Annotated in this window: 43 protein-coding genes; 32 read left to right on the top strand and 11 right to left on the bottom strand. The window is 61.9% G+C overall.

What is annotated here, in order from left to right:
- Nucleotides 1-61 precede the first annotated feature (61 nt).
- The 9 genes from ACIOHC_RS36260 to ACIOHC_RS36220 form a co-directional block, all read right to left on the bottom strand.
- Entirely contained in the window at nucleotides 62-430 is a 369-nt protein-coding gene (locus ACIOHC_RS36260; RefSeq protein WP_401845831.1) for a hypothetical protein, read from the bottom strand.
- A 61-nt stretch (nucleotides 431-491) separates the two neighbouring features.
- Complete coding sequence (locus ACIOHC_RS36255) at nucleotides 492-992, bottom strand: hypothetical protein (RefSeq protein WP_401845829.1); 501 nt, start codon at nucleotides 990-992, stop codon at nucleotides 492-494.
- 86 nt (nucleotides 993-1078) lie between these two features.
- Nucleotides 1079-1318, bottom strand: a complete 240-nt coding sequence (locus ACIOHC_RS36250) for a hypothetical protein (protein ID WP_401845826.1) — start codon at nucleotides 1316-1318, stop codon at nucleotides 1079-1081.
- Nucleotides 1319-1416: 98 nt separating this feature from the next.
- Complete coding sequence (locus ACIOHC_RS36245; RefSeq protein WP_401845823.1) at nucleotides 1417-1824, bottom strand: hypothetical protein; 408 nt, start codon at nucleotides 1822-1824, stop codon at nucleotides 1417-1419.
- 79 nt (nucleotides 1825-1903) lie between these two features.
- A complete protein-coding gene (locus tag ACIOHC_RS36240) occupies nucleotides 1904-2128 on the bottom strand; it encodes a hypothetical protein (protein ID WP_401845820.1) in 225 nt (74 codons plus the stop codon).
- A gap of 97 nt (nucleotides 2129-2225) precedes the next feature.
- A complete protein-coding gene (locus ACIOHC_RS36235) occupies nucleotides 2226-2885 on the bottom strand; it encodes a hypothetical protein (protein ID WP_401845818.1) in 660 nt (219 codons plus the stop codon).
- A 370-nt stretch (nucleotides 2886-3255) separates the two neighbouring features.
- Nucleotides 3256-3519 (bottom strand): hypothetical protein, encoded by a 264-nt coding sequence (locus tag ACIOHC_RS36230; RefSeq protein WP_401845816.1) that lies wholly within the window; start codon nucleotides 3517-3519, stop codon nucleotides 3256-3258.
- Nucleotides 3520-4371: 852 nt separating this feature from the next.
- Nucleotides 4372-4632 (bottom strand): hypothetical protein, encoded by a 261-nt coding sequence (locus ACIOHC_RS36225; RefSeq protein ID WP_401845814.1) that lies wholly within the window; start codon nucleotides 4630-4632, stop codon nucleotides 4372-4374.
- Nucleotides 4633-5458: 826 nt separating this feature from the next.
- Nucleotides 5459-6244, bottom strand: coding sequence for a hypothetical protein (locus ACIOHC_RS36220; protein WP_401845811.1), 786 nt, complete (start codon nucleotides 6242-6244; stop codon nucleotides 5459-5461).
- A gap of 1575 nt (nucleotides 6245-7819) precedes the next feature.
- Between ACIOHC_RS36220 and ACIOHC_RS36215 the strand changes: the two genes are divergently transcribed.
- The 28 genes from ACIOHC_RS36215 (at nucleotide 7820) to ACIOHC_RS36080 (ending at nucleotide 23060) form a co-directional block, all read left to right on the top strand.
- Nucleotides 7820-8101 carry a hypothetical protein gene (locus tag ACIOHC_RS36215; protein ID WP_401845808.1) on the top strand — a complete coding sequence of 94 codons (282 nt, stop codon included), beginning with the start codon at nucleotides 7820-7822 and terminating at the stop codon, nucleotides 8099-8101.
- Nucleotides 8082-8342 (top strand): hypothetical protein, encoded by a 261-nt coding sequence (locus tag ACIOHC_RS36210; RefSeq protein WP_401845807.1) that lies wholly within the window; start codon nucleotides 8082-8084, stop codon nucleotides 8340-8342. Before ACIOHC_RS36215 ends, ACIOHC_RS36210 begins: the two co-directional genes overlap by 20 nt.
- 3 nt (nucleotides 8343-8345) lie before the next feature.
- Nucleotides 8346-8507, top strand: a complete 162-nt coding sequence (locus tag ACIOHC_RS36205; protein ID WP_401845804.1) for a hypothetical protein — start codon at nucleotides 8346-8348, stop codon at nucleotides 8505-8507.
- Entirely contained in the window at nucleotides 8504-8671 is a 168-nt protein-coding gene (locus ACIOHC_RS36200) for a hypothetical protein (protein WP_401845801.1), read from the top strand. Before ACIOHC_RS36205 ends, ACIOHC_RS36200 begins: the two co-directional genes overlap by 4 nt.
- Before the next feature lie 384 nt (nucleotides 8672-9055).
- Nucleotides 9056-9454 (top strand): hypothetical protein, encoded by a 399-nt coding sequence (locus ACIOHC_RS36195; RefSeq protein ID WP_401845799.1) that lies wholly within the window; start codon nucleotides 9056-9058, stop codon nucleotides 9452-9454.
- Between the two features lie 88 nt (nucleotides 9455-9542).
- Nucleotides 9543-10274: a hypothetical protein gene (locus ACIOHC_RS36190; RefSeq protein ID WP_401845798.1), complete on the top strand. Its 732-nt coding sequence runs from the start codon at nucleotides 9543-9545 to the stop codon at nucleotides 10272-10274.
- Nucleotides 10275-10527: 253 nt separating this feature from the next.
- Nucleotides 10528-10842 carry a hypothetical protein gene (locus ACIOHC_RS36185; RefSeq protein ID WP_401845796.1) on the top strand — a complete coding sequence of 105 codons (315 nt, stop codon included), beginning with the start codon at nucleotides 10528-10530 and terminating at the stop codon, nucleotides 10840-10842.
- On the top strand, nucleotides 10839-10967 hold the full coding sequence (locus ACIOHC_RS36180; RefSeq protein ID WP_401845794.1) for a hypothetical protein: 129 nt from the start codon (nucleotides 10839-10841) through the stop codon (nucleotides 10965-10967). Before ACIOHC_RS36185 ends, ACIOHC_RS36180 begins: the two co-directional genes overlap by 4 nt.
- A gap of 139 nt (nucleotides 10968-11106) precedes the next feature.
- Complete coding sequence (locus ACIOHC_RS36175; RefSeq protein ID WP_401845792.1) at nucleotides 11107-11484, top strand: hypothetical protein; 378 nt, start codon at nucleotides 11107-11109, stop codon at nucleotides 11482-11484.
- Nucleotides 11481-11822, top strand: a complete 342-nt coding sequence (locus ACIOHC_RS36170; RefSeq protein ID WP_401845790.1) for a hypothetical protein — start codon at nucleotides 11481-11483, stop codon at nucleotides 11820-11822. Before ACIOHC_RS36175 ends, ACIOHC_RS36170 begins: the two co-directional genes overlap by 4 nt.
- An 8-nt stretch (nucleotides 11823-11830) precedes the next feature.
- Nucleotides 11831-12079 (top strand): hypothetical protein, encoded by a 249-nt coding sequence (locus ACIOHC_RS36165; RefSeq protein ID WP_401845788.1) that lies wholly within the window; start codon nucleotides 11831-11833, stop codon nucleotides 12077-12079.
- A gap of 1 nt (nucleotide 12080) precedes the next feature.
- A complete protein-coding gene (locus ACIOHC_RS36160; RefSeq protein WP_401845785.1) occupies nucleotides 12081-12380 on the top strand; it encodes a hypothetical protein in 300 nt (99 codons plus the stop codon).
- Nucleotides 12370-12681 carry a hypothetical protein gene (locus ACIOHC_RS36155; RefSeq protein WP_401845783.1) on the top strand — a complete coding sequence of 104 codons (312 nt, stop codon included), beginning with the start codon at nucleotides 12370-12372 and terminating at the stop codon, nucleotides 12679-12681. The genes ACIOHC_RS36160 and ACIOHC_RS36155 overlap by 11 nt, the downstream gene beginning before the upstream one ends.
- A 189-nt stretch (nucleotides 12682-12870) precedes the next feature.
- Nucleotides 12871-13125 (top strand): DUF397 domain-containing protein, encoded by a 255-nt coding sequence (locus ACIOHC_RS36150; protein ID WP_401845780.1) that lies wholly within the window; start codon nucleotides 12871-12873, stop codon nucleotides 13123-13125.
- An 85-nt stretch (nucleotides 13126-13210) separates the two neighbouring features.
- Entirely contained in the window at nucleotides 13211-14092 is an 882-nt protein-coding gene (locus ACIOHC_RS36145; protein ID WP_401845778.1) for a JmjC domain-containing protein, read from the top strand.
- A gap of 218 nt (nucleotides 14093-14310) precedes the next feature.
- A complete protein-coding gene (locus tag ACIOHC_RS36140; protein WP_401845775.1) occupies nucleotides 14311-14511 on the top strand; it encodes a hypothetical protein in 201 nt (66 codons plus the stop codon).
- A 446-nt stretch (nucleotides 14512-14957) separates the two neighbouring features.
- Complete coding sequence (locus ACIOHC_RS36135) at nucleotides 14958-15470, top strand: hypothetical protein (RefSeq protein WP_401845774.1); 513 nt, start codon at nucleotides 14958-14960, stop codon at nucleotides 15468-15470.
- Between the two features lie 11 nt (nucleotides 15471-15481).
- Nucleotides 15482-15793: a hypothetical protein gene (locus ACIOHC_RS36130; RefSeq protein ID WP_401845772.1), complete on the top strand. Its 312-nt coding sequence runs from the start codon at nucleotides 15482-15484 to the stop codon at nucleotides 15791-15793.
- 1405 nt (nucleotides 15794-17198) lie between these two features.
- Complete coding sequence (locus ACIOHC_RS36125; RefSeq protein WP_401845770.1) at nucleotides 17199-17519, top strand: hypothetical protein; 321 nt, start codon at nucleotides 17199-17201, stop codon at nucleotides 17517-17519.
- A 72-nt stretch (nucleotides 17520-17591) separates the two neighbouring features.
- Nucleotides 17592-18239 (top strand): hypothetical protein, encoded by a 648-nt coding sequence (locus ACIOHC_RS36120; protein WP_401845769.1) that lies wholly within the window; start codon nucleotides 17592-17594, stop codon nucleotides 18237-18239.
- 253 nt (nucleotides 18240-18492) lie between these two features.
- Nucleotides 18493-18675 carry a hypothetical protein gene (locus ACIOHC_RS36115; RefSeq protein ID WP_401845767.1) on the top strand — a complete coding sequence of 61 codons (183 nt, stop codon included), beginning with the start codon at nucleotides 18493-18495 and terminating at the stop codon, nucleotides 18673-18675.
- Between the two features lie 120 nt (nucleotides 18676-18795).
- On the top strand, nucleotides 18796-19254 hold the full coding sequence (locus tag ACIOHC_RS36110; RefSeq protein ID WP_401845764.1) for a KTSC domain-containing protein: 459 nt from the start codon (nucleotides 18796-18798) through the stop codon (nucleotides 19252-19254).
- A 47-nt stretch (nucleotides 19255-19301) separates the two neighbouring features.
- Nucleotides 19302-19652, top strand: coding sequence for a hypothetical protein (locus ACIOHC_RS36105; RefSeq protein WP_401845761.1), 351 nt, complete (start codon nucleotides 19302-19304; stop codon nucleotides 19650-19652).
- Nucleotides 19649-19879, top strand: coding sequence for a hypothetical protein (locus tag ACIOHC_RS36100; RefSeq protein ID WP_401845759.1), 231 nt, complete (start codon nucleotides 19649-19651; stop codon nucleotides 19877-19879). The genes ACIOHC_RS36105 and ACIOHC_RS36100 overlap by 4 nt, the downstream gene beginning before the upstream one ends.
- A 32-nt stretch (nucleotides 19880-19911) precedes the next feature.
- Nucleotides 19912-20172 carry a hypothetical protein gene (locus ACIOHC_RS36095; protein WP_401845757.1) on the top strand — a complete coding sequence of 87 codons (261 nt, stop codon included), beginning with the start codon at nucleotides 19912-19914 and terminating at the stop codon, nucleotides 20170-20172.
- Nucleotides 20173-20518: 346 nt separating this feature from the next.
- The gene (locus tag ACIOHC_RS36090) at nucleotides 20519-22102 is read left to right on the top strand and encodes a hypothetical protein (protein WP_401845756.1); all 1584 of its coding nucleotides are present in this window, start codon (nucleotides 20519-20521) and stop codon (nucleotides 22100-22102) included.
- Nucleotides 22103-22110: 8 nt separating this feature from the next.
- A complete protein-coding gene (locus ACIOHC_RS36085; protein WP_401845754.1) occupies nucleotides 22111-22605 on the top strand; it encodes a hypothetical protein in 495 nt (164 codons plus the stop codon).
- A gap of 59 nt (nucleotides 22606-22664) precedes the next feature.
- Nucleotides 22665-23060: a hypothetical protein gene (locus ACIOHC_RS36080; protein ID WP_401845752.1), complete on the top strand. Its 396-nt coding sequence runs from the start codon at nucleotides 22665-22667 to the stop codon at nucleotides 23058-23060.
- Between the two features lie 56 nt (nucleotides 23061-23116).
- Here the strand turns inward: ACIOHC_RS36080 and ACIOHC_RS36075 are convergent, their stop codons facing one another.
- Together ACIOHC_RS36075 and ACIOHC_RS36070 are read right to left on the bottom strand one after the other, a co-directional pair.
- Nucleotides 23117-23320, bottom strand: a complete 204-nt coding sequence (locus tag ACIOHC_RS36075) for a DUF397 domain-containing protein (RefSeq protein WP_401845750.1) — start codon at nucleotides 23318-23320, stop codon at nucleotides 23117-23119.
- The gene (locus ACIOHC_RS36070) at nucleotides 23317-24177 is read right to left on the bottom strand and encodes a helix-turn-helix domain-containing protein (protein WP_401845749.1); all 861 of its coding nucleotides are present in this window, start codon (nucleotides 24175-24177) and stop codon (nucleotides 23317-23319) included. Before ACIOHC_RS36070 ends, ACIOHC_RS36075 begins: the two co-directional genes overlap by 4 nt.
- A 212-nt stretch (nucleotides 24178-24389) precedes the next feature.
- Between ACIOHC_RS36070 and ACIOHC_RS36065 the strand changes: the two genes are divergently transcribed.
- The 4 genes from ACIOHC_RS36065 to ACIOHC_RS36050 all read left to right on the top strand — a co-directional run bounded on the left by ACIOHC_RS36065 (nucleotide 24390) and on the right by ACIOHC_RS36050 (nucleotide 26687).
- Nucleotides 24390-24803: an ATP-binding protein gene (locus ACIOHC_RS36065; RefSeq protein WP_401845747.1), complete on the top strand. Its 414-nt coding sequence runs from the start codon at nucleotides 24390-24392 to the stop codon at nucleotides 24801-24803.
- Nucleotides 24804-24991: 188 nt separating this feature from the next.
- Entirely contained in the window at nucleotides 24992-25201 is a 210-nt protein-coding gene (locus ACIOHC_RS36060; RefSeq protein WP_401845745.1) for a hypothetical protein, read from the top strand.
- A 437-nt stretch (nucleotides 25202-25638) separates the two neighbouring features.
- A complete protein-coding gene (locus tag ACIOHC_RS36055; RefSeq protein WP_401845744.1) occupies nucleotides 25639-26403 on the top strand; it encodes a hypothetical protein in 765 nt (254 codons plus the stop codon).
- A gap of 68 nt (nucleotides 26404-26471) precedes the next feature.
- Nucleotides 26472-26687 (top strand): hypothetical protein, encoded by a 216-nt coding sequence (locus tag ACIOHC_RS36050; protein WP_401845742.1) that lies wholly within the window; start codon nucleotides 26472-26474, stop codon nucleotides 26685-26687.
- The last annotated feature ends 55 nt before the right edge of the window (nucleotides 26688-26742 follow it).

Below are 26742 nucleotides of genomic sequence, written 5' to 3'. Positions count from 1 at the left end.
GAGTGAGTGCCTGCCTCCGGTCACGAACCGGCGGAGTCATACTCAGACAGGCTGACGGACGTCAGATACTCAACGGATCGCCCTTGTAGGTGCCGATGAGCGTGTACCGCCAGTTGATGGTGCCGCCGACTCCATCGGGCAGGATCTCCGGCGGAGTGCTGGCCACCAACTGAGCGTCGGTGGACCCGAAAGAAGTGAACTTCTTGTCACCCAGCTCGGAGTGGCAGAGATCCTGATTTTCATAGATCGCGATGCCATCGCCTCGCTGGAGCCACATGTTCATCTTCTTCGTGGTCTCCCACAACCAAGCAAACGCTTCCGGGGAGTCGTCCGTACCACCCCATTCGCGCAGGGTGGCGATGACTTCTTCGGCACTGAATTCTTTCGCCATCTCATATCCCCTTTCCAACTGCGGATCGTTCATCCGCATGGTCCCACTCTCGGACTCGAACCGAGTGCCCCGCCCGAAAATGCAAGGGAGTGGGTGAGGATCAGCCGTATACGCTGCTGAAAGTCTCATCGCTTGCATTCAGCTTGTCGGCAATTCGCTGAGCGTCTGCCTCAGTAATATTGCCGTCTTCGTCGTAGTCATCCTCGTCCACCAGATCAGCCACGATGCTGCACGCTACGAGGACACACCCTTCCGGATCCAGCTTGCTGCGGATGAACAATTCCTGACGCTCGGGGTAGAGCACGATATTCGAGCTCCAGAATCCACCGTTCACCAGGTCTTGGACGAGCTCAGCCGTGATATCCGGGATGTTGTCGCGGATCCACTCTTTGCACTTGGCTTTGAAAGCCTCGTACGTGGACTCCAGCGTGATCTTCCCGGAGGCGTGGTCGTAGACGCCGATCGACTGATCCCAGACCCGACGCTCCGCAAAGTCTTCGTAACGACCGACTTCAATGCAGGAGCCACCGGACCACTTGAAGATCAGGTTGAGCGGCTTGCAGATCCATTCCATCGGAGCCATATCCGGCTGCAACGGCATGTGATTATCCCCTTTCCACTCACCCGAAATTCGGGGGAGTTTGTGTCCTGCCGGGGGATCGAACCCCGGCGAGATCACCGAACTGATCAGGACTGATCGAGCTTGACACCGAGAGTTTCGAGCTCCCGGACAAGCCGCTGATGCTCCGGGCCATCCACGGCGCGGATCTTCGTGACGAACTGCAAGCAGCCGCCCATGCCGCACTCGATGTATTCGAGCACGCACGCCACGCACCACGTAGAAGCGACAGACGATTCCTCGGTGTTCACCGAATAGTCGGCATCCCGCATGTCGTCGTGTCGCGCTGCACCAGTGGAGCTGTGCATACACATTGGCATTCCTTTTCCCCTTTCCACTCCGCCCGAAATTCGGGGGAGTTTGTGCCCTAGCCCGGAGTTGCACCGGGCAAGGAGATCTAACGTCTCTAGGGCTGTAGCGGAGCTACGTAAATCGGGCTGATGTTGACTGTGTGGTCCCAGCCGTCGGGCTTGACGCAGACACGTCCGTCGGCCATTCGGCCAACCGTCACGGTGCCTTCGCTACCTTCCTTACCGGTGACGGCTTCGAAGACCTTGACGCGATCGAGCGCGTAGTAGTCGCGGAACGTGTCGCCGTTCTCCTCGCACTCGCCCGGGTATGTGCAGCCGGAGCCGTCACAGTGAGCGGTGAAGCAGTGCCAGGTGGTGGTCATGTCGCAGCCTTCACCGGCACCCTCACCGTCGCCGTTCTTGCACCCGCCGCACTTGTCGCCGGACACACCGATGATGTCGACCCCACAGCACGCACACGCGATGTATCCCGGTGTGGTGGTGAGTCGGACTGCATCGTTCATTTCCATTCCCCTTTCCACTCACCCCGAAATTTGGGGGAGTTTGTACCCTAGGCCGGAATCGAACCGGCCCGTGGACCATCTAGGGCTGCGTGCTTCCTTGGATTCGGTCCAGCTCCTTGATTACGTCCTCAAGAACCCGGATCTTTGCCTCCTGTACAGCGACACCCTGGCGCTCACCGCGCGCCTGCCACGAATCCCGCAACTCGGCTTCCCGCACAATGCGGAAATCCAGACGTTCGCGAAGATGCGCGTGCGCATCGGTGTACTGCACCTCGACGGTGTCGCCAGGCGCGAGCGTGATCACCCTTTTAGCCATTCCATCTCCCCTTTCCACTCCACCCCGAATTTCGGGGGAGTGAGCGCCCTAGCCCGGAATCGAACCGGGCCGGAGGCCACCAGGCCTAGGGATGTTGCGGATGGCACGGAGCCGACAGCTCCTGGTCGCAGTAGAAGCACGCTTCACCGTCGCCATAGTCCCACCTGTCGTAGGGGTGGGGGACGGTTCGGATGGCTTCCTTGATCATTGCCTGATCGACGTCGTCGACCCTGCTCACGCTGTGGGCTTCGAACAGGTACTGCTTGACCTGCGCGCAGTACTCGTCATCATCGTCGCCGGGGTAGCCTCCGAGCTGGCTGCTGATGTACTCCTTCAGCTCCTTGGTCTCCGCCTCGGAGTACCGTTCGTCATCAAGCACGCCAGAGTCAGAAAGCGCACCGATGAAGTTCTGAACCTCCCGGAGTGCCACGGCGTCGTCGATGCGGACGTAAATCCGCTCGTACCATCCGTGCCCCCAGTCACCGAAACGCATTTCTTTGACGGTGCTGGGGAATTTTACCGAAAGGTTCTCACTGAGTACCTCCCAGTTGCACTCATCGAGCAACTCGGAATCCCGGTGATGCGAGAACGGCGTAGCCAGCCAGAGCGGAGTTGCGTCCCAGCCCTCTTGAGAGGTGAAGAGATCATCAGCGTAAACCTGCTGCGTGTACTCTTCGAGCTCTTCGAGGATGGGCAGTTCCCGCCGAATGCGCTTGATACGCCGAGCGCGCGTTCCCAATGCCATATCCATTCCCCTTTCCACTCCGCCCGGAAATCGGGGGAGCGAGCACCCTGCGCCGGATTCGAACCGGTCACTATCTCCACACAGGGTTGACGGCTAGCGTGCCTGGCATGCCGGACATTCGCCCGTTTCCTTATGCCAGGCGCATGCGCCGTGCCGATGGTTCCAGTCGTGTCGGATCTCATCGACGACGTGCAGGACCCACCAGTGCTTGAACTTGTTTTTCCGCCAATACTTCCGAGCCAGATACGCGTATCGCCTCGGGCGGAGCCACATTTCTTTCCCCTTTCCACTCCACACCGAATTTCGGGGAGTGAGTACCCTGCCCGGACTCGAACCGGGGCGGAGGCCTTAACCTCCAGGGCCGTTGATGCTACCGAATCACCTTCGGGCCGGTCGGCGTCCGCTTCACCGAGGCGTACCACTTGCGCGACGTGTACGGGTCCGGGCCGGTCACCGTGAGCGTGTCCGTCTCCGGGATGGCGTCACCGGCAATCGCCTTGCCGTCGCTTCCGTCCAGCGGGGACGTACGATCGAACCGAACCGACCCGGGGTTGTTCGCCAGAGCGTCCGTAAGCGCCTTCTTGGTCTTCGGCCGCTCGCCATCGATGTACGCACCGACGTTGATGTATCCCATGATTCTCTCCCCTTTCACGTCTCCCGTAATTCGGGAAACGTTGCGTGCACCGGAGGAATCGAACCTCCCCCTTTCGGGAACCGTTGTGCACCGCCGGACTATGCGGGCAACCGTGCGGGAAGCGGAGGAACCAGCGGAATGCCGTTGGTGCAGTGTCCGCAGAAACCTCGCGTGTCCATACCACATGCGATGCGCTTGATATTTTCGTTCAACTCCGCATTGCCAGGTGCAGCCGCCCACCAGGAAACAGCCTTTGAGTTGGTGTGGAAGGTGACGGGGTTTGCCACGTCGTCACGCTTCACAGTCCAAGAAGTGTAAAGGTGTTCCATCGCTTCATTCCCCTTTCCAACTCACCCCGAATTTCGGGGGAGTGAGTGCCCGACAGTGGCTTTGCGCCGTACGTCTATGGAAACCGTCTGTCGGACACACCATCACGCGTTCCAAAGCATCTGCAATGATGATTCGACGTGCCCGGGGATCACGTGTTCAGCGATGGACCAGCCGATATCACTCACGCACGGACCACCGATCACGGGGCATTCTCGTGGATCACCCCAGTAAGAGTCATCCGGATTGGGTTGCGTACCGGGTGCGTAGTGAATAACGACACACGCCGGATCATCGGAAACATCCAAGCCCGCCGGAGCGGGACGCGCAGGGATGTACTCATACGCTTTACGGTCGTTGCCGTACACGTATGAGGTTTCCCCACGGTTGTTGACGAGCTCTCGGAACGTAGGTTCCATTCTTCATCCCCTTTCCACTCCACCCGAATTTCGGGGGAGTGAGTGCACCCGCTCCGGACTCGACCGGAGTAGTACCGCCTTGACGGATTTCGGGTGCCTCAGCGTACTAGCTACGCAAGCTCGGGTGAGTGTGAGCAAGCGAATACCGGATGAGCCAGTTCTCCAGGCTCATGGCGTACGTGCGCTGCTCTCGGGTGTAGAACTCAGTGAAGTTCCGTACCTTGCCCGCCACATCTCGCGCCGAGTAGACATATTCGTCCGTGCCCTGAACCGGGACATGGTCCCAAGGGATCTCTGAGACGTCATGCCACATCAGATCGCGACTCACGGACAGTGCGCGGAAGTCGAGACGCTTTTTGTCATCCATTGAAGCTTCCCCTTTCCACTCGCCCCGGATTATTGGGCGAGTGCGCATCCGTGGTCGGAATCGAACCGATGTTGAACCCTCCCCGGAATTCGGGGCACGGACTTACCTAACAAACACCGTCAACGCTGTACGACATCACAGCCGCACGGACTATCCAGCGGGAGCGGGCAAACTTGCCTCTCGGATTCCGAGAGACCCCAGAGCCCAGCGGCTGACGTCCAGCCAATCTCTGCGACTGTGTGCTGATTAACAACGCGATACCGATTGTTGGGGTGAAACCCCTTGACGGTTGCGTGTACGTACACGTTTTGCGCTGTCATGTGATCGGATCCCCTTTCATGCCTTGCGTCGGATTGACGCATGCACCCTAGGCGCGAACCCATGGCGGATCCGCGCCTAACGCATAGGGCCTAAGTGCCTGTTTATAGTCGCCCTATCGACTTGTCCGGACTCCGAAAGGAGTCGGAAGCTCTGCGCAGGATTCCAGACCGATCAGTGAGCAGTCGCCGGTGTAGTAGATGCCATCGGCCACACCGGAGAGGTACACGAGGTCACTGGACGCAGCAATCACGCGAACTGCACGGGGTCCGCTGTACAGGACCACGGCATACGCCTTTGCGCCGAGAATTTCGCGCCCCGCACACGAACCGACACACTCTCGGTGCATGATGCGCACGCTTTCCCGGATGGTCCGGCGCACTTCTCTTTCAGCGGTCTGGAATGACTCACTGATGCCCATGATCTTTACCCCTTTCAAGGCATGCCCGAAATTGGGCACGCCAGTGCCCCGGTAAGGCTTGACCCTTACCGGGGCTGGGCGCCTAGCTCACTCGCCCTGGAATGCTTCCTGCAATGCCGCTGTCATGGCATCGGCGTTCGCCTTAGCAGTCTCCGCGCGGTCGGTTGCGCTCAGTTCCGCGCGCATTTCCTTGACAGCCTCACTAACCGGCGCGGCGACACAACGCGCATTCTTGACGCGCGCTGTCTTCGTACCCTCACACGCGGGACACCGACCATCCGTCTGAATCGAGCGCGCGTGATCATGCTGGGCACGCTCCGCGTCCGTCATGACCCGCGAATAAACCTTGCCAGCACTGCGCGTAAGGTCGACGCGCTTAGGCGCACGATTACGCTTGGGTCCGGGGTAAATGCCCGTCCGGTCAATGACCTTGACCGGGGGAAGAGCCTTACCGATTACCGCGCCACCGCGTGCGGCGGTCCGCAGAATTTCGCGATTGAGCCACGCGTGAACCTTACGGGCGGCGGCGGCAGCAATGGCTTGCGCTTGCGCGTAGTCATCCGTTCCACCGTGCACACGAACGCACTTACGTCCGGCGAATTCGACGATGCCGAAAGCGCGGGACATACGCGGGTTACGCACACCCTTAGTGCCCCCCTTGAAACCGGGGGCAATGAGCGCGCGCCTGTCACCCATGAGCGGATACGGGACCTTGTGGCCGATCATGATCACGATTTCTCGCTTTTCGCCAAGATCAGCCGTTCCCTTGCCACGCTTACGAGCGGCAGGGGCAATGTCCTTTGCCTGCTCTCCGTGGCGGTCCGTAGACACACCCTTAGGCGCCTTGCCCGCTTGACCAATGACGTTAGTCACGATCGTTTCCCTTCACTCTGTCCAGTACCCCCCGCGCGTTTGACCACGCGGGGGGTTAGGGGATTGGGGACACCCCCCGAAAATCGGGGGATGCATAGCGAACGCTGCTAGCCACTTACACCCATATGCCTATGGGGCGGACTAGGTCTTAGCGTCCCTACGTGTGACCGACTTGAGTACGGCGCCTGCATAAGCGCCCCAACGGGGTGACCAATGGCTATGCACGGCTTATCCACGCTTGCGCGCGGTGCGGGCAGTCTGCGCCATTGATCGCTAACCCGTGGCTATCCCTTGCCCTTTGAAAGCGACTCCCCTTGTTCCCCCCTGTGAAAGCGGGAGGGGCGATAGTCCCTAGTCGATCTCCACCCGGTACCGGCTTTCGCCGCTGTCCCGAGACCCCGTGTTTGGGCGGGTGGTTCGTGCTGTCGTGCTGTCGTTCGGTGTTGCGTGTCCCTTTGTGTCACGCCCCCCGCGTAGGTGCAACAACCCCTGAAGAATGATCATGAAGTTCGTAAGTGATCAAGCCCTCTGACCTGCGGTTATGTAGCTCTCAAAAGATCTTGAAATTCTTTCTGACGACACGTCAAGTTACTGCTCATTAGTGTCCGTTTCGCCCTGGAAAATAAGGACAAACGCCTAGGTCACCGGGGCAAGTCCTATCGTGTCCCGCTATAGGGGTGGTCTGGGCTTTATGTCCGTTCTTTGAATCCATGGTCAGTTATGGTGTTGGGGCATGGATGTGAAGGTAAGTACGCCTGAAGTCCAGCGTTTGCATGGTTGGTGCGCTCACCCCGTGGCGGGCAACTCAAGATCGCCGCCATGGTGTCCGTTATGTGCATGCGAGCGGCTGCGCGCCGTTCTGAGACGCCTAATCCTCTGCCCCGGTACCTAGTGCCAATCGGGGGCTGAAAGCGGCCCACAGGGCCACGGGGCCCATTTTTCGGGGGAAGGGTGAGCGGTGCCATCACTCCCCTAGAGAGAGGGGGAGGGGTAAGGGTGTCGTCCTCGGTGCTGTCCAGGGTGCTGGCTACTGGTGCCTGGTGCTGTCTGCCGGTGCTGCGTGGCCCGTGCTCGCCGGGCGAGCGGTCGGCCCTCCGGTCGGCGTGATTTATTACCACGTCTAAATATTCAATTAGGCGCTGTAATTAGTTGCTAAGTCTCGCTAACTATGTGGTGTTTTCCGGGTGGCGCGAGTGCATTTACGTGTGGGCAAGTGATCATGTAACGCGGGTGTTGGGTTTTGATGCGTCAGTTTGCTTGACTTTACTCATGTCCGTGTGATCGTTGGCAGCTAGCTTGGTTGGCCATGGTATTTAAGGGTCCTCGGCACCATAACGAGTGTTATGGTTCACCCTCTGCCCGGCATGTCCGGTGTGTCCGTGGTGTAAGGCACACGAAATAATCTGCAAATTTACTTGACAAAGAAGCGCCCCCCACCCTTAAAAAGTTTTTTGTAATTAATCCGCCCTGATGTCCCACGTAGCTACATATCGGGCATACCGGGACAGTAACGCAGGGGGACTTAATCAGTTGGTCGAAGGTGACTGCGAGTGGTCAGACCGGCATACTCTGCGCATGACAGATGACAGGAAGAACATGTCCCCGGAGCAGCGTGCAAAGTTCGAAGAATTGCTCCGTTCGTCCCGGAGGGAAGCATCCACGGTGGCGGCCCATGCGGACCGGCTGCGCGCGGCGATGGGACAGGACACCGTGCCGCCGATGTCTGACGAGCAGCGGGCCGAGGCTGAGCGCGAGTACCAAAGGGCCGCAGACCTGCACCGCACGGTGCTCGAAGACATTCGCCAGGTAGAGGAGATGTTGAAGGGGGCAGAGGGGGATGGCGCGGGCCACGAGTGACAGCACAGTGTCGGGCCACGAGCTCAAGGAACTGGTAGCACGCTGGCAGGAGTTGGAGGTCGGTGTCGACTACCCGGTGATCAACAACTTCTGCAAGTACTGCCAGAGCACCCAGTTGGTCTTCGTGGTGAAGCTCGTCGCGGTACCGGGGGCGCTGGCGGGCATGCAGGTGAAGGCGTCGGGACAGGCCTGGCCCTATCTGCGCTGCACGGGCTGTGGGCACGAGAGTAAGGGGAAATAGGGGATGGCAGACAGGAAGAAGACGGCTCGATCGAGCATCAAGATCGTCACTGTGCCGGACAGGCCGGACTGGTGGGACTACGGTCCGAAGCAGGCGACCGATCCGCACAAGCGTCAGGCCATGGAGGACACCGGCCGGTACCTCGGGGAGAGGCGGGACGTGTGAGCAACTTCGAGTTCCAGCAGCTTGGGCCTGACACCGCTGAGCTGATCACCATGAACGCAGACGGCGTGACCCGTACCATCTGGGAATTCGAACTGGTGGTCCCGACGAGCTTCAAGTTCACAGACCTGAGTACGCACATCTGCATGCGCTATGGCAGCGGCTGAGCACCAGCGACGGCTTCGGGGGTGTACTGGAGTCGGCGTTCCTCCAGTTCGACATGAACCCGGGGAGCGAGACCATCCTTGCGAAGCTTTGCGCCGTCGCAGCCGACGCTGGCTGGTAGCGTGGTGCTTGGTCGGTGTGGCCTTTTCTCACCTTCACGTGAGCGGCGTGTCTTACCGGGCATGAGACCCACCACGACCCCCGGGGAGTCCTCCCGCCGCACCTGGCCCTAGGAAGCATTGGTGCGGCGGGAGGACTCCCCAAAGTCGTTCTGAGGCACCTTCAAAGAGACTACGTAGACACCCGCTCCACCGACGTGTACCGGTCCGTCGTTCGCACTGTTCGGCTGGCGGGTGACGTGACTGAGGCAAACACAATGACCCTCAATGACGAAAATCGAGATTAGGGGAGAGGCGGGACGTGTGACGCCGGAAGAGCGGGCAGCCGCCATCGCAACACTGGACCGGGCCTCTGAGTTCCGCTTCGTGTACTGGGCAGGCGACGGCAAGGCGCAGCGGTACACGGTGAAGCGGGACTTGGACCACAGGAGCAGTAAGTGGGGGATCTTCGAGGGGGAGTGGCTTACGTGGACAGGGGAGCGGTGGGAGGAACTGGGCCCGAAGCCGGAGGCCTTCCACTGGCCCCTCGATGAAGCGCTCAAGATCGCGGAGAAGCTGGCGTACAAGGAGAACCAGTACATCGTCGAGACCATGGAGCGAAGGTTCCCGGGACGATTCAGGGGTGGTGAGTATGACTTCGCAAGGACGTGGACCGGCGCCAGCTGAAGAAGCCGAATGCGGCGTCTGTCGCGGCGGAGAGATCTTCGACCTCCTGGGACACGACGGTTCGGGACACCGAGCCTCCTACCCTCTCGTGCGCGCAAACATCTGGACCATTGATGCGCTGGCCAGTACCTCCGAAGAAGAGCTTTCCAATATCCGGGGGCTGGGAGCGGGCGGGATCAGGCTGATCAGGGAGCGGCTGGCCGCTTTGCACGGTGAGAGGAGAGACGAAATGAATGCGTCGTGCGGGAGTAACCGGCACTGCGTCGAGCACGGGTGGTGTCACCGATGCGACCCGGAGCTGGCCGAGTTAGGCAGTCGTCTGAACGTGAAGCTCGATGAGTACGGGCTCTCTACCGAGCTTCGGGGCCGCCTCTACACAGAGCTCATGCAGATGGTTCACGAGTGGGACTCTGACTGGTCTCGGGCTGCGGCCCCGAGCAACCCACCAGAAAACATGGGAGAGTTGGCCAGGCTTCAGCTCATGCGGCTCGGCCAGAAAGTCGCCGCGAACGAGGCGAAGCGTGTGGAGGTAAATCCCGAGCCGCTCAAGGGCGTTGCGGTCAGTGCAGGAGTCACGGGCCCGGAGCAGAAGTTCCTCTTCGCGCGGCGCTGGCGCGGGGAGCGGCTGGTGGCTGCGAGCATCCATCGCGATGGCTGTAAGCGGGCGCCGGAGGACGGTCATGTGCTGCGGGACAGCTCGAACTGGACCGTTGAGAAGATCCCACGGGACCAGGTGAATCAATCCGTCTTCTGGGTGGCCGATCAGCACGTTAGGGCATGGGTCTGGTGCCCGACATGCGGAGGGTGGCGGGTGTCATGACGAATGAACAAGTCGCGTGCGAACTCTGCCGAGGCGGAGAAATCTTCGACCTCCTGGGACATGATGCTGAGGGGCACCGTACTGCCTATCCCCTCGTGCGCACGGACATCTGGACCGTTGCTGAGCTGGCCAGTATGTCCGATGAGGAGCTCTGTGAAATCCGGGGGCTTGGCGTCGGCAGGCTCAAGTTGATCCGGTCCGCACTGGCCAGGGCGCAGGGACATGAGGCGATGCGGCAGAGCAGGGGGAAAGCATGAGCCGGAGGAAAGATCCGCCAGATGCTGCGGCGGAGGCAGTCGTGGTCCTGAAGTTGTTATCCGAGGCCACTGAGGAGCTTGGGACTCTCGACATGACGAAGCTGTTGGGGAGGGAGAACATTGTCGGAGTGATGGCGGGCGAGGATGAGCTCCTGCGACGCGGACTTGTCTCCCGACGGTGGGTGGATGACGAGGTGAGGTCTCCCTTGATGCTCATGGGCACGGAGATCAAGTTCGGCGCCCACCTTTACCGGCTGACGGCCGCTGGGTGGGATGAAATGAAGGTAATCGAGAAAGGGGAGGGCAAATGAGCTGGGGCATAAGCGGTTTACATGGCAAGGCGGCCGAAGAGGAGGGTATTGAGCTCACCGAACTGCTGGCACTTATCCAGCAGTCCGAAGTGATCAAGGACGGCAGGGTCGAGTGGGATGCCTAGGAAGGCTCGTACTCTGTCCAGCTGACGACGACGAGGCTGGGGCTCCACCTGTACTTCAGTGCGGAGGAGTTCCGGGCGTTGGCCCAGGGGCTTGCAGTTATGGAGCGGCACGTGTCAGGGGAGAAGGGGAGGGGATCTGATGGAGCGAATTGAGCAGTACGTCGCAGGTGGGCTGAGGGCGGTGTCACCTGCGTTGTACGGGGAGATCGTAGCCAGCATTACCGCAGCGGGAGCCTCGGCGAACGACGCGGAGATTATGGCGGATGCGGTTCTTGGGCCGCTGCGTCTTGTGCCTCCGCCGGATGAAGTGCCGCAGTGGCTATGGGAAGACCGGGACGACGAGAAGAGCGAGGATGATTTCTGTTTGGCTCGTTACTTCACGTCACAGGGGGAGTGGAAGTGGTGTGGAGAGGAGCCGGGCCACGAAGAGGTGAAGAAGCACTATGCCTTCAATCCGGATGACCGTCTGAGCTGGGACGATCACGACCTGCGTGCAATTCCGAGGGACTACGCATGAGCTACTACGACAAGAACGGCAGCCCCATCGACAGGGGCGAGTTCGAGCGGCTGTCGGACGACCGCGTGTATGTGCGTGTCGGGGCCACCGAGCTGAAGAGCGCGGGTCCGCCGGAGAAGCACTTTGTGGTTTCGACGGTGTGGACGGGTGCAGACACGGGAGGCCGGGAGGTCTTCGAGACCCTCGTGGCCAAGAACGGCGAGAACGACTCCGAGGTGACGAAGTACCACACCTGGGATGAGGCAGTCGAGGGCCACAACGCCCGCGTGGGGCAGTGCATGGTCGAGCTCGGGAATGGTCCCAAGATGGTGCGCGAGATTCCGGCGGAAGAAACGTGAGGGAATTTGTGGAACAGATCCCGGACGATGCCCTGGAAACGCGCCAGAGGTTTGAAGCTTGGCTGAAGGACGCTGTGGCGATGGGCGTTGTCCAGCCGGGGTGGGATATCCGGTGGGAGGCGCAGGAAGAGGAATTCTGGGTGCGGTTCACGACCGCGACTGGAACTGTGCGAGATCTGGTGGACGTCAAGTTCGTCGGGTATCTGGAAGGGATGGCGGATATGGCCGCACACTTCGCGAAAAAGCGAGGTCGGTGAGATGACATTCTTTGTGCGATGGCCGGAAGGGTTCATCCCCGAGGACCACGGGTGGATCAAGGACGAAGCCAACAGCAGCGTGGGCGGCGGTTCGGTATGGGCCCGGTGGGAGATCCCATTCCGGCATCCGGCGGTGCTGACGGAGACGCTTCATGACGAGGCGACAGGTGCGATCGGCGGTTGGTACAACGGGCCGGTCAATGGCGTTTTCCCGGATCCGGTGACGGGCCAGGCGTCACTTGGGAACATCCATGCAGAACTGTTGCGAACCGATCTGAGAGGAGCAGCTGGTGGCCAGTGAGCGTAGTTTGGAGGAGGTCACGGCGATGGTCGAGACCCTGCTGGCGACGGCGGTGGCAAAGGGGGCTCATGTGCACAGTGGGCCGACGTGTCTCAGTGGCCACTGCGCGGCGCCGGAGCGGATGCCGGAGGAGCAGGTGCTGTCGGCTCAGGTGCTGGCTGTCCTTCGGGGCGGGGGCAGTCAGGCCGAGCAGGCGGCGGCGATCGTTCAGATGGTCGAGCAGAAGCACCACTGTCAGTCCTGTGACGGCCACTCATGTCCTGACCTGGGTACAAATGTTGAGGTTATACATCCGGCATAGTCCACTTTCTCCGGCGGCGTAGGTTTCTCGGGAGAAACGTTGCGGGCGGGGGGTGGAGGCTGCTGTCATGTGAGTGCCCCGGCCGGGAACCATGCAGGGAACCCAACCGGGGCGAGTCCGGGCCAATGGCCCGGCACGTGCACAACGGTGTGAGGGAAGGCCTCACGCCGAAGTACCCGAGGAGATGCCATGACGGCAACCACGCCCAACAGTAGCCTCTACAGCCGCCCTGTCGAGGGGGAGTTCTCCTACCTCTGCAACGGCAACGGCACCGAGGAGAACATGGAGTCCTGCCTCTCCCTCGCTCAGCTGAACGGTGGCGGCTACGCCATCCGTGACACCAAGGCGGAGGGCGCCGGACGCGAGCTGCGGGGCACCAGCACCGAGCTGCTGAACTTCGCGCAGCACATCCTCGACACCGTCACGCCGCCGACCAACGCGTGACACCACTTCGCTGAACGCGGGTGTCCCAGGGCTGAATCTCAGTCTTGGGGCACCCGCTCCGTCATCTCAACAGCAGGAGTGCCCCATGCAGTTGCATGACCTGGTCGGTTCCCTCGACAGTATCCGGACGAGCTGGCCCGACCAGCCACAGGTTTTCCCGCACGACCCCGTCGCCTTCCGGGACCTTCTCACAATGAAGGAGGTCGACGAGCTCATCGATACCGGCTGCATCGCCGCCCGCAACATTGTCCTTCTCCGCGACGGCGCCGTGGTCGAGCCCTACGAGTACACGGACGGCGACATGCCCAATCCAGGGGCTGTCCGTGCGCACCTTGACGAGGGAGGCTCGATTTCCCTGCGTCTGCTGCACACGCTCTACCCCAATCTCGCCCATCTCAAGGATGACATCCAGAACGAGACCGGCTGCCGGGCGCACGTCAACGCCTACCTCACGCCGGGCGACCGACAGGGCCTGCGCTACCACTACGACCCGTATGTGACCCTCATCGTGCAACTGCACGGCCGCAAGGTCTGGCACCTGCACCCGCCGATCGTCGAGCGCCCCACTGAGGAGCACGACAACTTCCGCCTGCGTGGCTGGACGGACGAGGAATACCGCTACCTCAGCACCACCTCGCCCCGCGATGTCGTCCTGGAGCCCGGCGATGTTTTCTGGCTGCCTCGCGGCTGGGTTCACTCTCCGGAGACGAAGGGCGCGGTCCCCTCGCTGCATCTGACGTTCGCGCTCAAGGAGCGTACCCACGCCTGGCTTGTCGAGCACCTCGTCGAGATCCTCATACGTCACGTGCGCGCCGACTTCGACGCACGCGAGGTAATCACCCCAGCTGATCTTTTTGACGGCACTGACGCGCTGGAGTGGGCCCGCAAGGTCGCAATCGGGGCCCTGGCGGCAGTCGACGGCGAGGCAGCCATCAACTCGGCGCGCCACAAGGCACGCACCACGTAACCCACTGCACCACCCCGCAACTGCGCTACCTTCGTCTTCTTCCGATCTGCCAGCCGGAGGCCACCATTTCTGCCACGCACTTCCATGCCTACGCGTACACCGGTAGGGGGTTCTCCGATACTCAGATCCGTAGAGGGCAGGCGCCTGGAAACTATCCGCCGATCGAAATCCGTGACCGGGCGAAGCCGGTGGCCCGACTGGAGAGTCTCGATGAGTCCATGGCGTGGCTGGACAAGGAGTTGACCGGGCACGTGCCGGTCGACGCGGCATCCTTTCCGGTGGCTACCCGGTTGGAGTACTCCAGGGCCCAGTTGCAGCAGACGGCAGCCCGCGAGGTGATCTACGGCTACTGGTCCGTCTCCGGCCAGTACGTCTCCCGGCAGGTGTTCCCGTGTGAGGATCGCGCCTGCCGCGTGTAGCCGACGCGAAAGACCCCGCCCACGTGTCTCCCCCGAGGCATATGGGCGGGGTTCTTCCGTGCCACCTCCTGTGCAGCGAAGGAGTATGCGCCTGGCATAGTCCATTTCTCCTCGAAGGTGGAGTTTCTCTGGGGAAACGTTGCGGGCTGGGTGTGTTGCCTGATGTCATGTGTGAACCCGCTCGCGGAGACATTCTGCGCCTTCTCCGCGAGCGGGAGTCAGCCCCGGTTCGGGTGAACCTTCCTGGCGATTTGGCCATGGCCAGGGCGTGGCAAAGGCCGACTGTGCTGTTGCCACCGCCGGGGCTGCGATGCACTCCTTGTGAGGGACCGTTCCCCCCTCTTGCAAGGGGGCCCCGTTCGCCTGTTGGTACGCGGCAGGCGGGCGGGGCTTTTCGTGATCACGAAAACTAACACTCAATGCTGTAAGTCTTATTGGCTTGGAGCATGACTACTTTCAATCCTCGGCCCGGGGATTTTGGGCTCACGCAGATTGACGGCACTGTCGGGCGACTGGTGAAGATCGGGCAGTGGCTGAATGGTGACGGCTTTCATGAGTGGCAGCATGTCTTCGTCTATATCGGTGACGATCGCCTGATCGAGGCGGCGCCTGGCGGAGCTCGTGTTGCTCCGCTCTCTCGGTACATGACCGAGGACACTCTCGCCTGGTCGTCTGACGCTCTCAGCCTGACTGACGAACAGCGTCAGAGCATTGTCTTCGCGGCGATCCACTATCTGGGTACTCCGTACTCGGCCGCGACCTATTTCTCCCTCGCAACCGCGCGACTGGGAATTCGCCCACGCTGGCTGAAGAGGCTGGTCTCGGACACGGGTGCGATGATCTGCTCGCAGTACGTCGACCAGTGCTACCAGGATGCCGGAGTGCACCTGTTCACCGACGGCCGGATACCCGGTGACGTCACCCCCGGAGACCTTGCCCGCCGGATCGGGGCTGCGTGATGGGGCATGTTGTGAAAGTCGAGCTGCTTCAGACCGCCGGTCGAACGCTGGAGATCACTCCGGCCGAGGGGATTCGAACGTCGGCGCCGGTCCTGCCTCGCGGGGAGATTCTCGTGCTCGGGGGCGCTGCCTACGTGGTCGTGGCGCTTCGTCAGGAATTGTTCTGCTGGGGCGAGTTGACCGAGGGCGACGCGGTGACGACCTACCTCGTTGACGAGGCGGTGGATGACGGGGAGGGGCAGCTTGTTGGTGCGCCTGAAGACCCCGAGTTCGTGGAGCTGATGTCACAGGTCTGGCCGGAGCAGCCGGGGGAGGCGGCATGAGCGACCGTGTGCTGGCGCCGGGTGGCTTCTTCCCTGAGTAGCCGAGACAGGCACTGAGGATGCGTCAGATTTCGATGCGGCGTGGGTAGTTCATGGCGGAACCCATGTGGAGTGGGTGACGCGGGCTGTCTTCTGGGTATCGAGTGGTGGACGGGACTCAGGGCAAGTCATGGCCGGATCATTACGGTGCGTCATATGGCAATGTGACGTTGGTCACACCGCTTGAGTGCAACCGTTTTGTGTGATGCGCATGACCTGGTCTGCTCCGGCAACTAAAGGAACCTCTACGTCCGTTTGCGGTTGTTCGCCACCTTGACAGTTTCGAATGGGCGACCGGAATATGCAGACGTTGCGTGAGGCCTTGCGGGGAACTCGTGAAGGTTCTGCCTCGTTCTTGCCCTGACCTCGGGATAGACGTCGGCTCGTAGAGCTAGTCGGCCGTGGCTGGCTGTAGTAGGTTGATCACACAATCAAGGGAACAAGTGTTCGAGTGCGTGGGTCGACGCCTGCGCCAAGGGGGCGTTCATGGGTTCAAGTTGGGACCAGCGGCTGGCGGATCGAGTCATCGCGGTCTCGAAGGCAGCAGGTGAACTTGTCGAAGTTGTTGACCCTCATACGGGGGAGTCCTACTACGCCCCTGTCGACCGGTATCCCACTGTTCTAGTCGCATCTGCGGCGGACGAAACTAAGACAGTGGCGGCAGAGCCGCCTAGTCGGGAGAAGCCGCCAGTTCGCAGGCACGCCGCCCGGAAGGCGCCCACCCGGCTTCCTGGGGGCACCCTTGCAGCAAGCGTTGTCGGGGTCGTCACCCTGGCGCTCGGTATAAGCGTCGAGGGCGGAGTCCGCCCGGCCGCATCTGTCACGGAGCCGTTCCTCCCGGAGGGGGATGCCGCCGACGAACACCCGGAGAGCCCGTCCTCTGAGTACTTCCCCCTCATGGCTCCCACTTCTGTACCGGTGGCGAGACCGGGCCCCACCTCGGCGCCGGGAGGCGTGGCCAAGCCGTCGGCGCGTCCCAGCGCATCCTCACGAGCCAACGTTGCTCCTGAGCAAGCGAGTCGGCGCGCACCGGAGAAGGAGGCGAAGGGGAAGCGGGGGCGTCATCGCAAGGTGAAGGTGCGGCGTCCCGGGCGAGAGGGGGACCGGCGCTCCGAGGGGGAGTGGGAGCAGGTAGGTGTGCGGGTGCCCCCCCTGGTGCCCGTCTTCTGACGTACAGTCACTGACCACATAGTTGCCAACTATGTGGTCAGTCGTTATCTTGGTGGCACCCGCCCCAAGGAGGACTGTTGTGCGAAGATTCGGAAGACCCAAAGAGCGGCCTGGCTATGCACTTGCCGGGCAGTTTACCTGTAAACGGAATTGGCAGGACCCCGACACGGAAGATATTACCGTGTGCGGTAGGCTGGTGCCTGAGGGGGAACTTTCCCACCTCGCCCTGAATTCCAGGAGTGGTTCGTATCTGGCGCTCTGCGCGGACTGCCGGACCGACCTGGAGGAGGAACTGCTTCCCTGGCTTGCCGCTCGGGTGGGAGTCGGCCGCCTGCTGTCCGACCTGCTGGAGCTCCCGAATAAGGAGCTCGTGTCGCACACCGATCTGCGGAAGGTGCTGATCGAGCAGGATGGGGCTGTGATGAAGCCCGGCCCGATGACCACGGAGCAGCAGTTGCGCGCGGTTGAGCTGCGTGACGGCCGCGAGGCGCGGGAGTGGGTCGAGAACGGAGGGTGACCACTTAGTTGACATCTAAGTGGTCGCCCTCGTAGGGTTGGCGCGCACCCAGTGCCTTCCCTGAGGAGCCCCATGCAACGCCAGCACTACCGTGCCACCCTTGCGCAGTTTCACCGGGCCTTCGGGGTGGAACCCTTCGCTCGACTGACCCCCGTCGAGCAGCTCGCTCTGATCCCCCTGCGCGCCACCCTTATCGCCGAGGAAACGCGCGAGCTCTTCGAAGCAATCAGCGATACGCAGCAGGATCCGACAGAGCAGAACCGGGCGCATCTCGCCAAAGAGGCAGCCGACCTGCTTTATGTCACTGCGGGAACGGCGCATCTTCTCGGGCTTCCCTTTGTCGACCCCGCCCCCGACCCTTTTTTCGCCAGCAGTGGCGCATTCGTGCACGACCTGGTGATCGGGCAGTTCAGCCGGGACGCGCAGAGCGAACTCGACTGGCTCTTCCGAGCCATGGATCACGGGTACTCGCAGGAACACCTCACCCTCGCTCGGGGAGAGCTGGCTCCCACACTTCAGTCACTGGCACGGGCTCTCGATGCCTTCTGCGTATCGCGGGGAATTCCGCTGAGAGAAGTGTTCGACGCCGTTCATGCCAGCAACATGTCCAAGCTTGATCCCGTGACGAAGAAGCCCGTGCTGCGCGAGGACGGAAAAGTGCTCAAGGGCGCCGGGTATTTCGAGCCGGACGTGCATCAGGTACTGCGCCAGGCAGCATGAGCTAACTCCAGAAATACGCCCAACCGTAGGATTGATTACGATCGCCACGGTTGGGCGTATTTCTGCTTTCTGGAGGGTGCATGTCCACAGTCAAGAAGCCGGTTCCGCGCAGGGAATCGACTGAAGAGAAGGACCCGATCATGTGCGACAACCACCCTGACGTTGCGGCGGTCCACACGACAGGCAGCCAGCTGCACCAGCCCATTTCACTCTGCGCTCCCTGCCTGAGCCGGGTCGAACACCTGAGGCACCGATGACGGCCGACGTTCCGATGCCCGAGGAATTCCGCCCCCGCGCCGACACGTACTCCGGCATCGTCCCTATGCACGTGGACGGCGACTACTACAAGGACGGTGTTCTCGTCCAGGCAGCTCTCCGCACGAGCCCGACTGACGCTCCCGAGGACGAGCCCGGCTGGACTGTGCAGGGAAGGTAGAGCATGGCCAATCCCCGGCGGCGAAAGCGCCCCACGTTGGCCTCACGCATGGCCGAGGTCAAGCCGATTCCGAAGGTGAAGACCGTCAGGTCGGCAGGCTCCGCCCGGGACGTCTACGTAATGCGTCAGACGACCCTCCAGACGCCTTCTGGGCCCCGCGACGCCGGGTCGGGCAACGGCAAGGGCGCCTATGGCCCCAACCGCCTCCACGGCCAGGCGCAGGCCAAGGCCATCGCCGACGCGAAGAAGAACTCGTGGCCGCGTACCCAGCGAGCCATGGACGAGTTCCTTGCCTCCGGCGGCGCCGATACCTCGAAGCTGATGCCTTTCCGGCCCACCAACACCATCGGACCGGAGATCGGAAGGCGGCGTCGAACCCAGGCAGCCGGATACGACGGAAAGTCCAAGACGGTGAGGATCCTCTTCTCTGAAGGGGAGAGCGCCACCTCTCTGAACGGCCCCATATACGAGTACTACGACGTTCCGTACCGAATCTGGCGCATGGTAAAACGAAACGTCTCCACCGGCCGGACCATCAACCGGACGCTCAACTCGTACCGATACGCCCGAATCCGCTGACTACAACCGTTCTCCCGACCCCTCTTAGGATTCGGAATATGAGGACAATGGACATCTTCGGCAGCTACATCGGATGCACCTGGGTCAAGCCGCGTACCCCGCTATTCCACCGCTTCGAGCTCAATGAGATCGACGGGGAGTGCCGGACATCGCAGGCCACATTCGTGCGTATATGGCCCCTCCGTGTAGCTTTGCTGTTCGGCCGGTGGCAGGCCACTGGAATGACGCCAGGCGAAATGTTCGCTCATGTCTTTACATCCCGGGAAGTTGCCATCCATGACGAGGACGGAGAACTTGATCCTCGGTACGTAAGGGCTGCGCGTGAAAGGATCGCCGAAAATGCGCAGGATCCCGATGAGGAATGGGAAATTCTGCGCATGATGGGATTGGACTCGTGAAACTCGCCCAGCGCCTGACTGGCCTCGTCTCCCCGCTGCGCCGTCGAGTACGCAGTATGCCTGCCGAGCAGATGGGAGTGTGGCTCGACGTCGCCGGATCGGAGATGAGCCGCGCCTTCACCGACTATCTACGAACCCGCGAGGCCAGCGCGCTTGCCGAGTTCGACCGGGGTGTAGCCACGCTGGTGGCCATGAGCGACGAGCTCCACCGCCGCAGGAACGTTTGACACTTCAGCTGGTGTGCACAGACACTGAAGGCATGGAACAAGTGCCGACGGAAGTCCGTGACCGCGTGTTCGGTCGATACAAGGTGTCTGACGAGCTGGAACTTCACCTGCGGGTCAGGGAGGCCGACGATCTCCCTCGGACCCTGGACCTCAGCGGGTACAACACCCGGGAAGGAGCCTACCGCATGGCCTGCTTCTTCCCCGATGACCCCAGGCTCGTACGCAGCCTCATCCGGGGCCTGAGCCGCTATCTGGAGCAGGAGCACGGAGAAGACGGCAATGCCGATGTATGAGCACTGCTGCGCCGTCTGCGGCACGCTCCTCTTCCTCACCCCCCACAATCGCCGCGTAGGCACCGTGTACTGCCCGGACCGTCCCTGCCGTCTTTATCCGCCCCAGACGGCCAAGGACGCTTCCCTGGGGCCCTGGGCGGTCGCCCTGCATGAGGGCTGCGGCGTCAGCGCAACCGCCGTCGGACGGGCAATCGGAAGAAGCGCGGGATACGGGGCCTACCTGGTGTCCACCCAGAATGAGCGATGGAAGAAGACGGCCTGACGCCTCCCGCCGCGCCTCCGGACTAACACTCCGGGGGCTTTTCTTTTTAGCCTCAAGGATGCGGAATGCATCGATTGGGGCAATATGCAGGAGATAGTCGACGACAAGATTCTCGTGGACGCCGTCGCGTCGGACGAGACTGAAGCGGAACGTCAGGCGAGGATCGATACCGAAGTTGTCCTGGACGAGCTCTCCCGGGAGTTCGTGGATGACATCACGGAGAAGATCCTGATCCTTGTCGATGAGATCTCTGGCCACCCGCTTCGGCCCTACCAGACGCCTATCGCCCGTCGCATTATCGAGTCACTCATCATCGGCGACGGCGCCACCATCACCGCGCTCATCAGCCGCCAGGCCGGAAAATCCGAACTCGTCGCCAACGTCACCGCCGCCTGCATGATTCTGCTGCCCCGCCTTGCCGTGATGTTCCCGGACCTGCTCGGTAAATTCGCCGAGGGAGTGTGGGTAGGAGCCTTCGCGCCGGTTGACGAACAGGCGGACAATCTTTATGGGCGCATAGTGTCCCGGCTGACGTCGGACGCGGCACTAGAATTCATGTCCGACCCTGAAATCGGCGAAGAAGTCATCGGACGGGGAAAAGAACTCAAGCTGAAGAACTGTGGAAGCCTCGTCCGTAAGACCACCTGCCATCCCCGGGCCAAGATCGAAGGCCGCACCTATCACCTGATCCTGGTCGACGAATGCCAGGGCGCTGACGAAAAAGTCATCAACAAGTCCGTGGCCCCGATGGGAGCCTCGACCAACGCCACAATGGTGTTCACGGGAACCCCGACGTACACCAAGGGCGTCTTTTACAAGACCATTCAGATCAACAAGCGCGCGGGAACGAAACGCGGAGCACGGCAGGACCACTACGAGGCCGACTGGAAGACGGTCGCCAAATACAACGTAAACTACAAGAAATTCGTCTCCAAGGAAATCCTCCGCATTGGCCAGGAGTCCGACGAATTCAAACTGAGCTACAGGCTGATATGGCTGCTGGACCGAGGCATGTTCACGACCGCCGAAAAGCTCGACACCCTCGGCGACAAGAGCATGCAGATACAGCACGCATGGATGAAGTCACCCGTCATCGTAGGTATCGACCCGGCCCGGAAGATTGACTCCACCATCGTCACGGTCTGCTGGGTCGGATGGGATTACCCAGATCAGTTCGGCCGCTTCGAGCATCGCGTGCTCAGCTGGCTGGACCTTACCGGCGTCGAATGGGAGGAGCAGTACTTCCGTATCGTGGAGTACCTCTCCAACTTCCATGTCTTCGCTATCGGAGTCGACCAGGGCGGTGTCGGCGACACCGTCATATCCCGCCTCCGCGTTCTCATGCCGGGCGTTGAAATCGTTGCCGTTCCAGCGGACCGAGGCGCCCAGTCGAAGCGCTGGCGCTATCTGATGGACCTCATGCGCGACGGAAAGATCGGCTGGCCCGCACACGCGAAAACCCGGGCTCTGCGGGTATGGCGCAAATTCCGGCAGCAGATGGAAGACGCAGAGATCCGATACGAAGGTCCCAATGTAATTGTGGAAGCCCCGGACGAGACCGGCGCGCATGACGACTTCGTGGACAGCCTCGCGATCTGCACCAGCATCTCGGAGCAATTCGCCGTTGCCGAGGTCGAATCCTCTGAGAACGTGTTCTACGCCGCTTAGGAGCGATCATGGAAGGCTACAACCCCAACGACGCCTGGTGGCGCCCCGGTTGGACAGTCCAGAACCACACCTTCATCCCGCCGGAGGGAGAGGAGCCGGACCCGCCGTACCCGGCAACCATCCCTGTGGTGAACGTTGTTGCCACCTATCTCGACGACGAGGGCGCGCCTCTCAGCTCTCGCCTCCTGATCCGGCCTAACGCGACCTACCGCGATGACGCTACGGGAACCACCATCATGCCTCGCGTACGCGCCTACAACATCAAACACGGAAGGCTCGATATCAACCTGCCGTCGTCCGACTCCGCCGCTATTGAGAAGCCCTTCACATACACGGTCCGAGAGGCATTTCCCGGCGGGCGGCAATTCGCCATCAACGTCCCTTCGGCCAAGGCTGATACCGGCCCGGTACCCCTGCATACGCTCAAAGTCGACGACGCGAACATCATCCCGATCGACTCCATGCCGCCCACGTACGGCTGGCAAACCCCGACTGCCTACTAACAGCCATATAAGCCGCGTCTCTACCCTGATAGAGACGACGTCATCGAAGGAGCTACCCCATGGCTGGAAATCTGGCCCCCTCTCCGGGTTTCCCGGAGCAGGCGGGCGTCCACTACGAGAGCGAGCACGCCACCCCCACTCCAGGACGGCGCGGACCGCTGCGCTTCCAGGAGGGCCTCGTCACCGACCCGAACGTCCCCTCCGGCTTCATGACCGGCGCGATGCAGGGATACGAGACCGGCCCGCACGACACCAACCGGTCCGTCTACATCAAGACGGCTGCCGAGACCATGAGCGAGCGATCCCACCCGGGCTCCGCCGCATGGACCGAAAGCCCCACGTTCCTCGGGGAGTTCGGTCACGGAGTCTCCCCGGCGGCTGAGGTCAGGTACGAGACCGTTCAGCGCGACGGCGGGCACTACGAGCGCATTGCGCCGACCGTCATTCGCGACTGACGCTGACAGCACGAGGCCCCCTACCCAAGCTTGGGTAGGGGGCCTCGTTGCTTAGATCAGACAGCAGGCGCCAGCTTTGCGTTGTCGACAAACGCCTGCCAGGCCGTGGGCCCGACAATGAAGGCACCCAGCTCGCGGTCCTTGGTGTCGCGCACCGCGTGCGCGCCGGTCGAAAGCTGCGCGTGCTCGACGCAGTTGTCCCCGGAGCCGTTGCTGTAGCTGCTCTTGTGCCAGTTGGCGTCACTGAGGGCGTGGGTCATGATTGGTCCTTGATTATCTCGCGGATGAACAGTCGGGACTTGTCCACGTCGAGAGCCTCGGCGCGGAGGTGGTTGAACGCAGTCTCATAGAGTTCCACGTCCTTCTCCTCTTCAAGGTACAGAGAAGAAGTCATCGGCTCTACAACGACAAGTGGCGGTCCCGCCGGGAAGTAAAGGACATGGAACGGTCCGTCGATTCCGGCATTTGGCCCGACGCTGAACGGTAGCACCTGTATTGCCACGTTCGGCGCGTCTTCCGTCACGCTGGCCAGTTTCTCCAACTGTGCGCGCATTACACCAGATCCGCCGACTTGCCTGCGAAGGGCAGCCTCGTCGAGAACGCACCAGACTTGAAGGGGAGCGTCGCGCCGGAGCGCGTCCTGACGAGCCATCCGCAGCTCTACCAGGTCACTCACCTCCTTCTTCGTCCGCCACCTGTGGCTTCGGCCGACCAGAGCGCGGGCGTAGTCCTCGGTCTGCAACAGTCCGGGGACAACCAGGCTGTACGTGTCGTTCTTGGAAGCCAGCTCTTCCATGTTCAGGTACTGGGCAAAGGGGCCGGGGACCACGTTGCCGTACTGGTCGAGAAGGTTCGACCGTTTGCCGCTCGACGCCATGGTGGCCAGCTGTCGGATCTGGTTGGCGCGTGGTGACCCGGTGCACTCGTAAGCCTCAAAGTATCCAGCAAGCGAGATCGGCGGAACTCTCTGCTTACCGTTTTCGATCTTGCTGAGCGCGCTCTTGTTGATCCCGAGCATTTCAGCGGCTTCGGTCAGGCTCAGACTCTTGGCCTCCCGTAGGCCTCGAAGAGCCGCGCCGAGCCTGCGTCTGTGCAGGTTGGGCTGGGCGTCAGTCATCGATCTACCTCCCTTCGCGGCAGGGTACACGGCGACAGGTTCCACCAGGCTTGTCATATGCCAACTCTCTTCAGCGATACCCCCTTTGGGGCCACATCGCTTGCGCGAAACGTTTCTAGCGAGCAACATGACACTACATCAACGCAGGCGCCCCCAGCAGACGTTGCGGGCCGCTTCATCGACCCCCACTGTCTGGAGGAGCCATGACCCCCATGGCGCAGCACCAGTACGTCGAGATGGTCACAGCAACCCCTGATGCCTTACAGGGGGTGCGTAGAAACGTCGCCAAGTACCTCGCCGGACACCTCGCCGGAGCGGCCCTGGTCTCCGTAACGGGCGACGTTCTGCTGGTCGTTCAGGAACTGCTGAGCAACGTGTACAAGCACGTCGCGTGTCACGAAGCTGAGATCCGGCTCGTTCCCCAAGACGCCGCCTTCCACGTCTGCGTCAGCGATCAGTCCTGGGACCTCCCCTCTGTCCGGGAACCCGACTGGGACAGCACCGACGGCCGGGGCATGTTTCTCATCTCGCAGATCGACCCCGACTGGCAGACCACCATCACCGGCACCGGCAAGAAGATCAGCTGCACCGTCCGCGTGCCGGGTGCGCCGCCGAGCCTGCGGTGATCACGTCTACGCGCCTGCGCTGGTGGGTGGACGCCGAAGTGCCCAAGTTCCTTACCTACGCCTGCACTTCGGTGGCGGTCATCCGGATGGGGACGCCGTCGAGGCGGAGGGTCAGTACATGGTGTCTTGGGCGGTACCAGGCGCCGACCTCGCACGACGCCGTCCGCTGGCTGCTTGACCACATCGAGATGCACGAGCTCAATGCGGAGATCGAAGCGGCGTCCGTCGCATCCTGGTGGCTGAACAACCCGGACGCCCAGGAGCACGCCGCACACCGGCTGGCGGCGGGGGAGCTGCTCTTCCTGCGTTTCCCGTCGCCTGGGGTCGACTATCAACTCCGGATACGTCCCCGGTATCGGAGCTCCCCTGATGCTGGAGAGGATGTCCGTGATCACTGATCAGTTTCAGCTGCTGACCCCGCCGATCCGAGTGACGTTCACCTGCTACCTGAACGGGACTGGCGGGGCGGAGGCTGTCGAGTCGAGTGCCCAACTTCCGCACCACGGAGTCGCCATTCGGTGGATCCGAAAACGGCTCCGCAGCTCGCTCCCCTTCCTGGAGGAAAGTGATCGGGAGGAACTCCAGAACTGGCTCGATGATGGGGCCCGCACCCTCAGTGCTCGTGCAGAAATAGCAGGAGGGAAACACTTTGAGTACCTCTCAAACCACGAGGGCGTGTGCGTCCGGGCTACCGCTCAGCGAATGAACCTGCGCTGACAAAGACCGCCCCCAGGCGTTCGGTGATGTTCAACCCGAACCCTGGGGGCTTCCATATGCCTCACGCACATATTGCCGTTATTCTGGAGAGAGTGTGACTTTCTGAAACGAGGGGCTAATGTCGACTCCGATCGAATGGCCGGGGTACACGCCCCCGGAAGAGGGATCCAGTACCAACTCCGGTACTCACCCGCTCAGTTCCTACGTAGACCTGGAAGCTGCCATCCAGGAGCAGTACGCCACGGACGGCGCGGACGTCTCCCAGATGCCTCCGCAGTACTACGAGGGCGGCTGGACCGCGCAGAGGCGCAACGAGGAGGAGAAGCACAGCTACGGCTCCTCCGGCGGCGGACCGATCACCTCGGACCAGATCGCCGATGCCACGGCCACGGGACGAACGCTCCTGACCGCTGCCACTCAGGCCGCTGCCCGAACTGCTATCGGGGCGGGGACTTCCAGCCTTGCCCTCGGCGCTACCTCGTCCACCGCCGCAGCGGGCGACCACACCCACACTGCTGCCGCGATCTCCGATGCTTCGGCTACCGGGCGAAGTGTTCTTCAGGCCGCCGACGCAGCGGCTGCCCGAACCGTGCTCGGCGCTGGAACCTCCAGCCTGGCCCTAGGAGCCACCGCGACGACCGCAGCGGCTGGCAACCACGCCCACGCCTTCAGCGCCATCACAGGGACAGCCACGGCTGCTCAGCTGCCCAAGGGGACCGCCGTCACCACCACGGCGGCGACCGCAACCAATGCCACTGGTGGAACAGCGGGCAGCGGCACCATCACCGACGCGCAGTACAACGCACTGCTGACCGACGTGAATAACCTGCGTACCAGCCTCAACAACCTTCTTGCACAGCTGAAGGTTGGCATTCAGCCCTAATTACCCCAATTTCATAGGTACTCCCTATTCTGGCATTACTACGCGTAGGCCAATGTGATGAGGTAACGATGACTGAGTGGCCCGGCTACACCCCGCCCGCAACCGGATCGAGCAAGAACAGCGGCACGCACCCCCTGAGCAGCTACACCAACCTCGAAGCCGACGTGAGGGCCCAGTACGCGGCCGACGGCGCCGACACCACCCAGGAGCCGCCGCAGTACTACGGTGCCTGGACGTCCCAGAAGCGCAACGAGCCGGAAAAGCACTCGACCCCGGCGCAGTAAGGAAACTGACGGAGCAATGGGCCCCCAATCTTGCGGGGCCCATTGGCATGTCCGG

The organism is Streptomyces sp. NPDC088252 (assembly GCF_044740965.1).
GTDB lineage: Bacteria > Actinomycetota > Actinomycetes > Streptomycetales > Streptomycetaceae > Streptomyces.
Note: the sequence above shows the minus strand (reverse complement) of the source record. Positions and strands in the feature narration are given on the sequence as shown.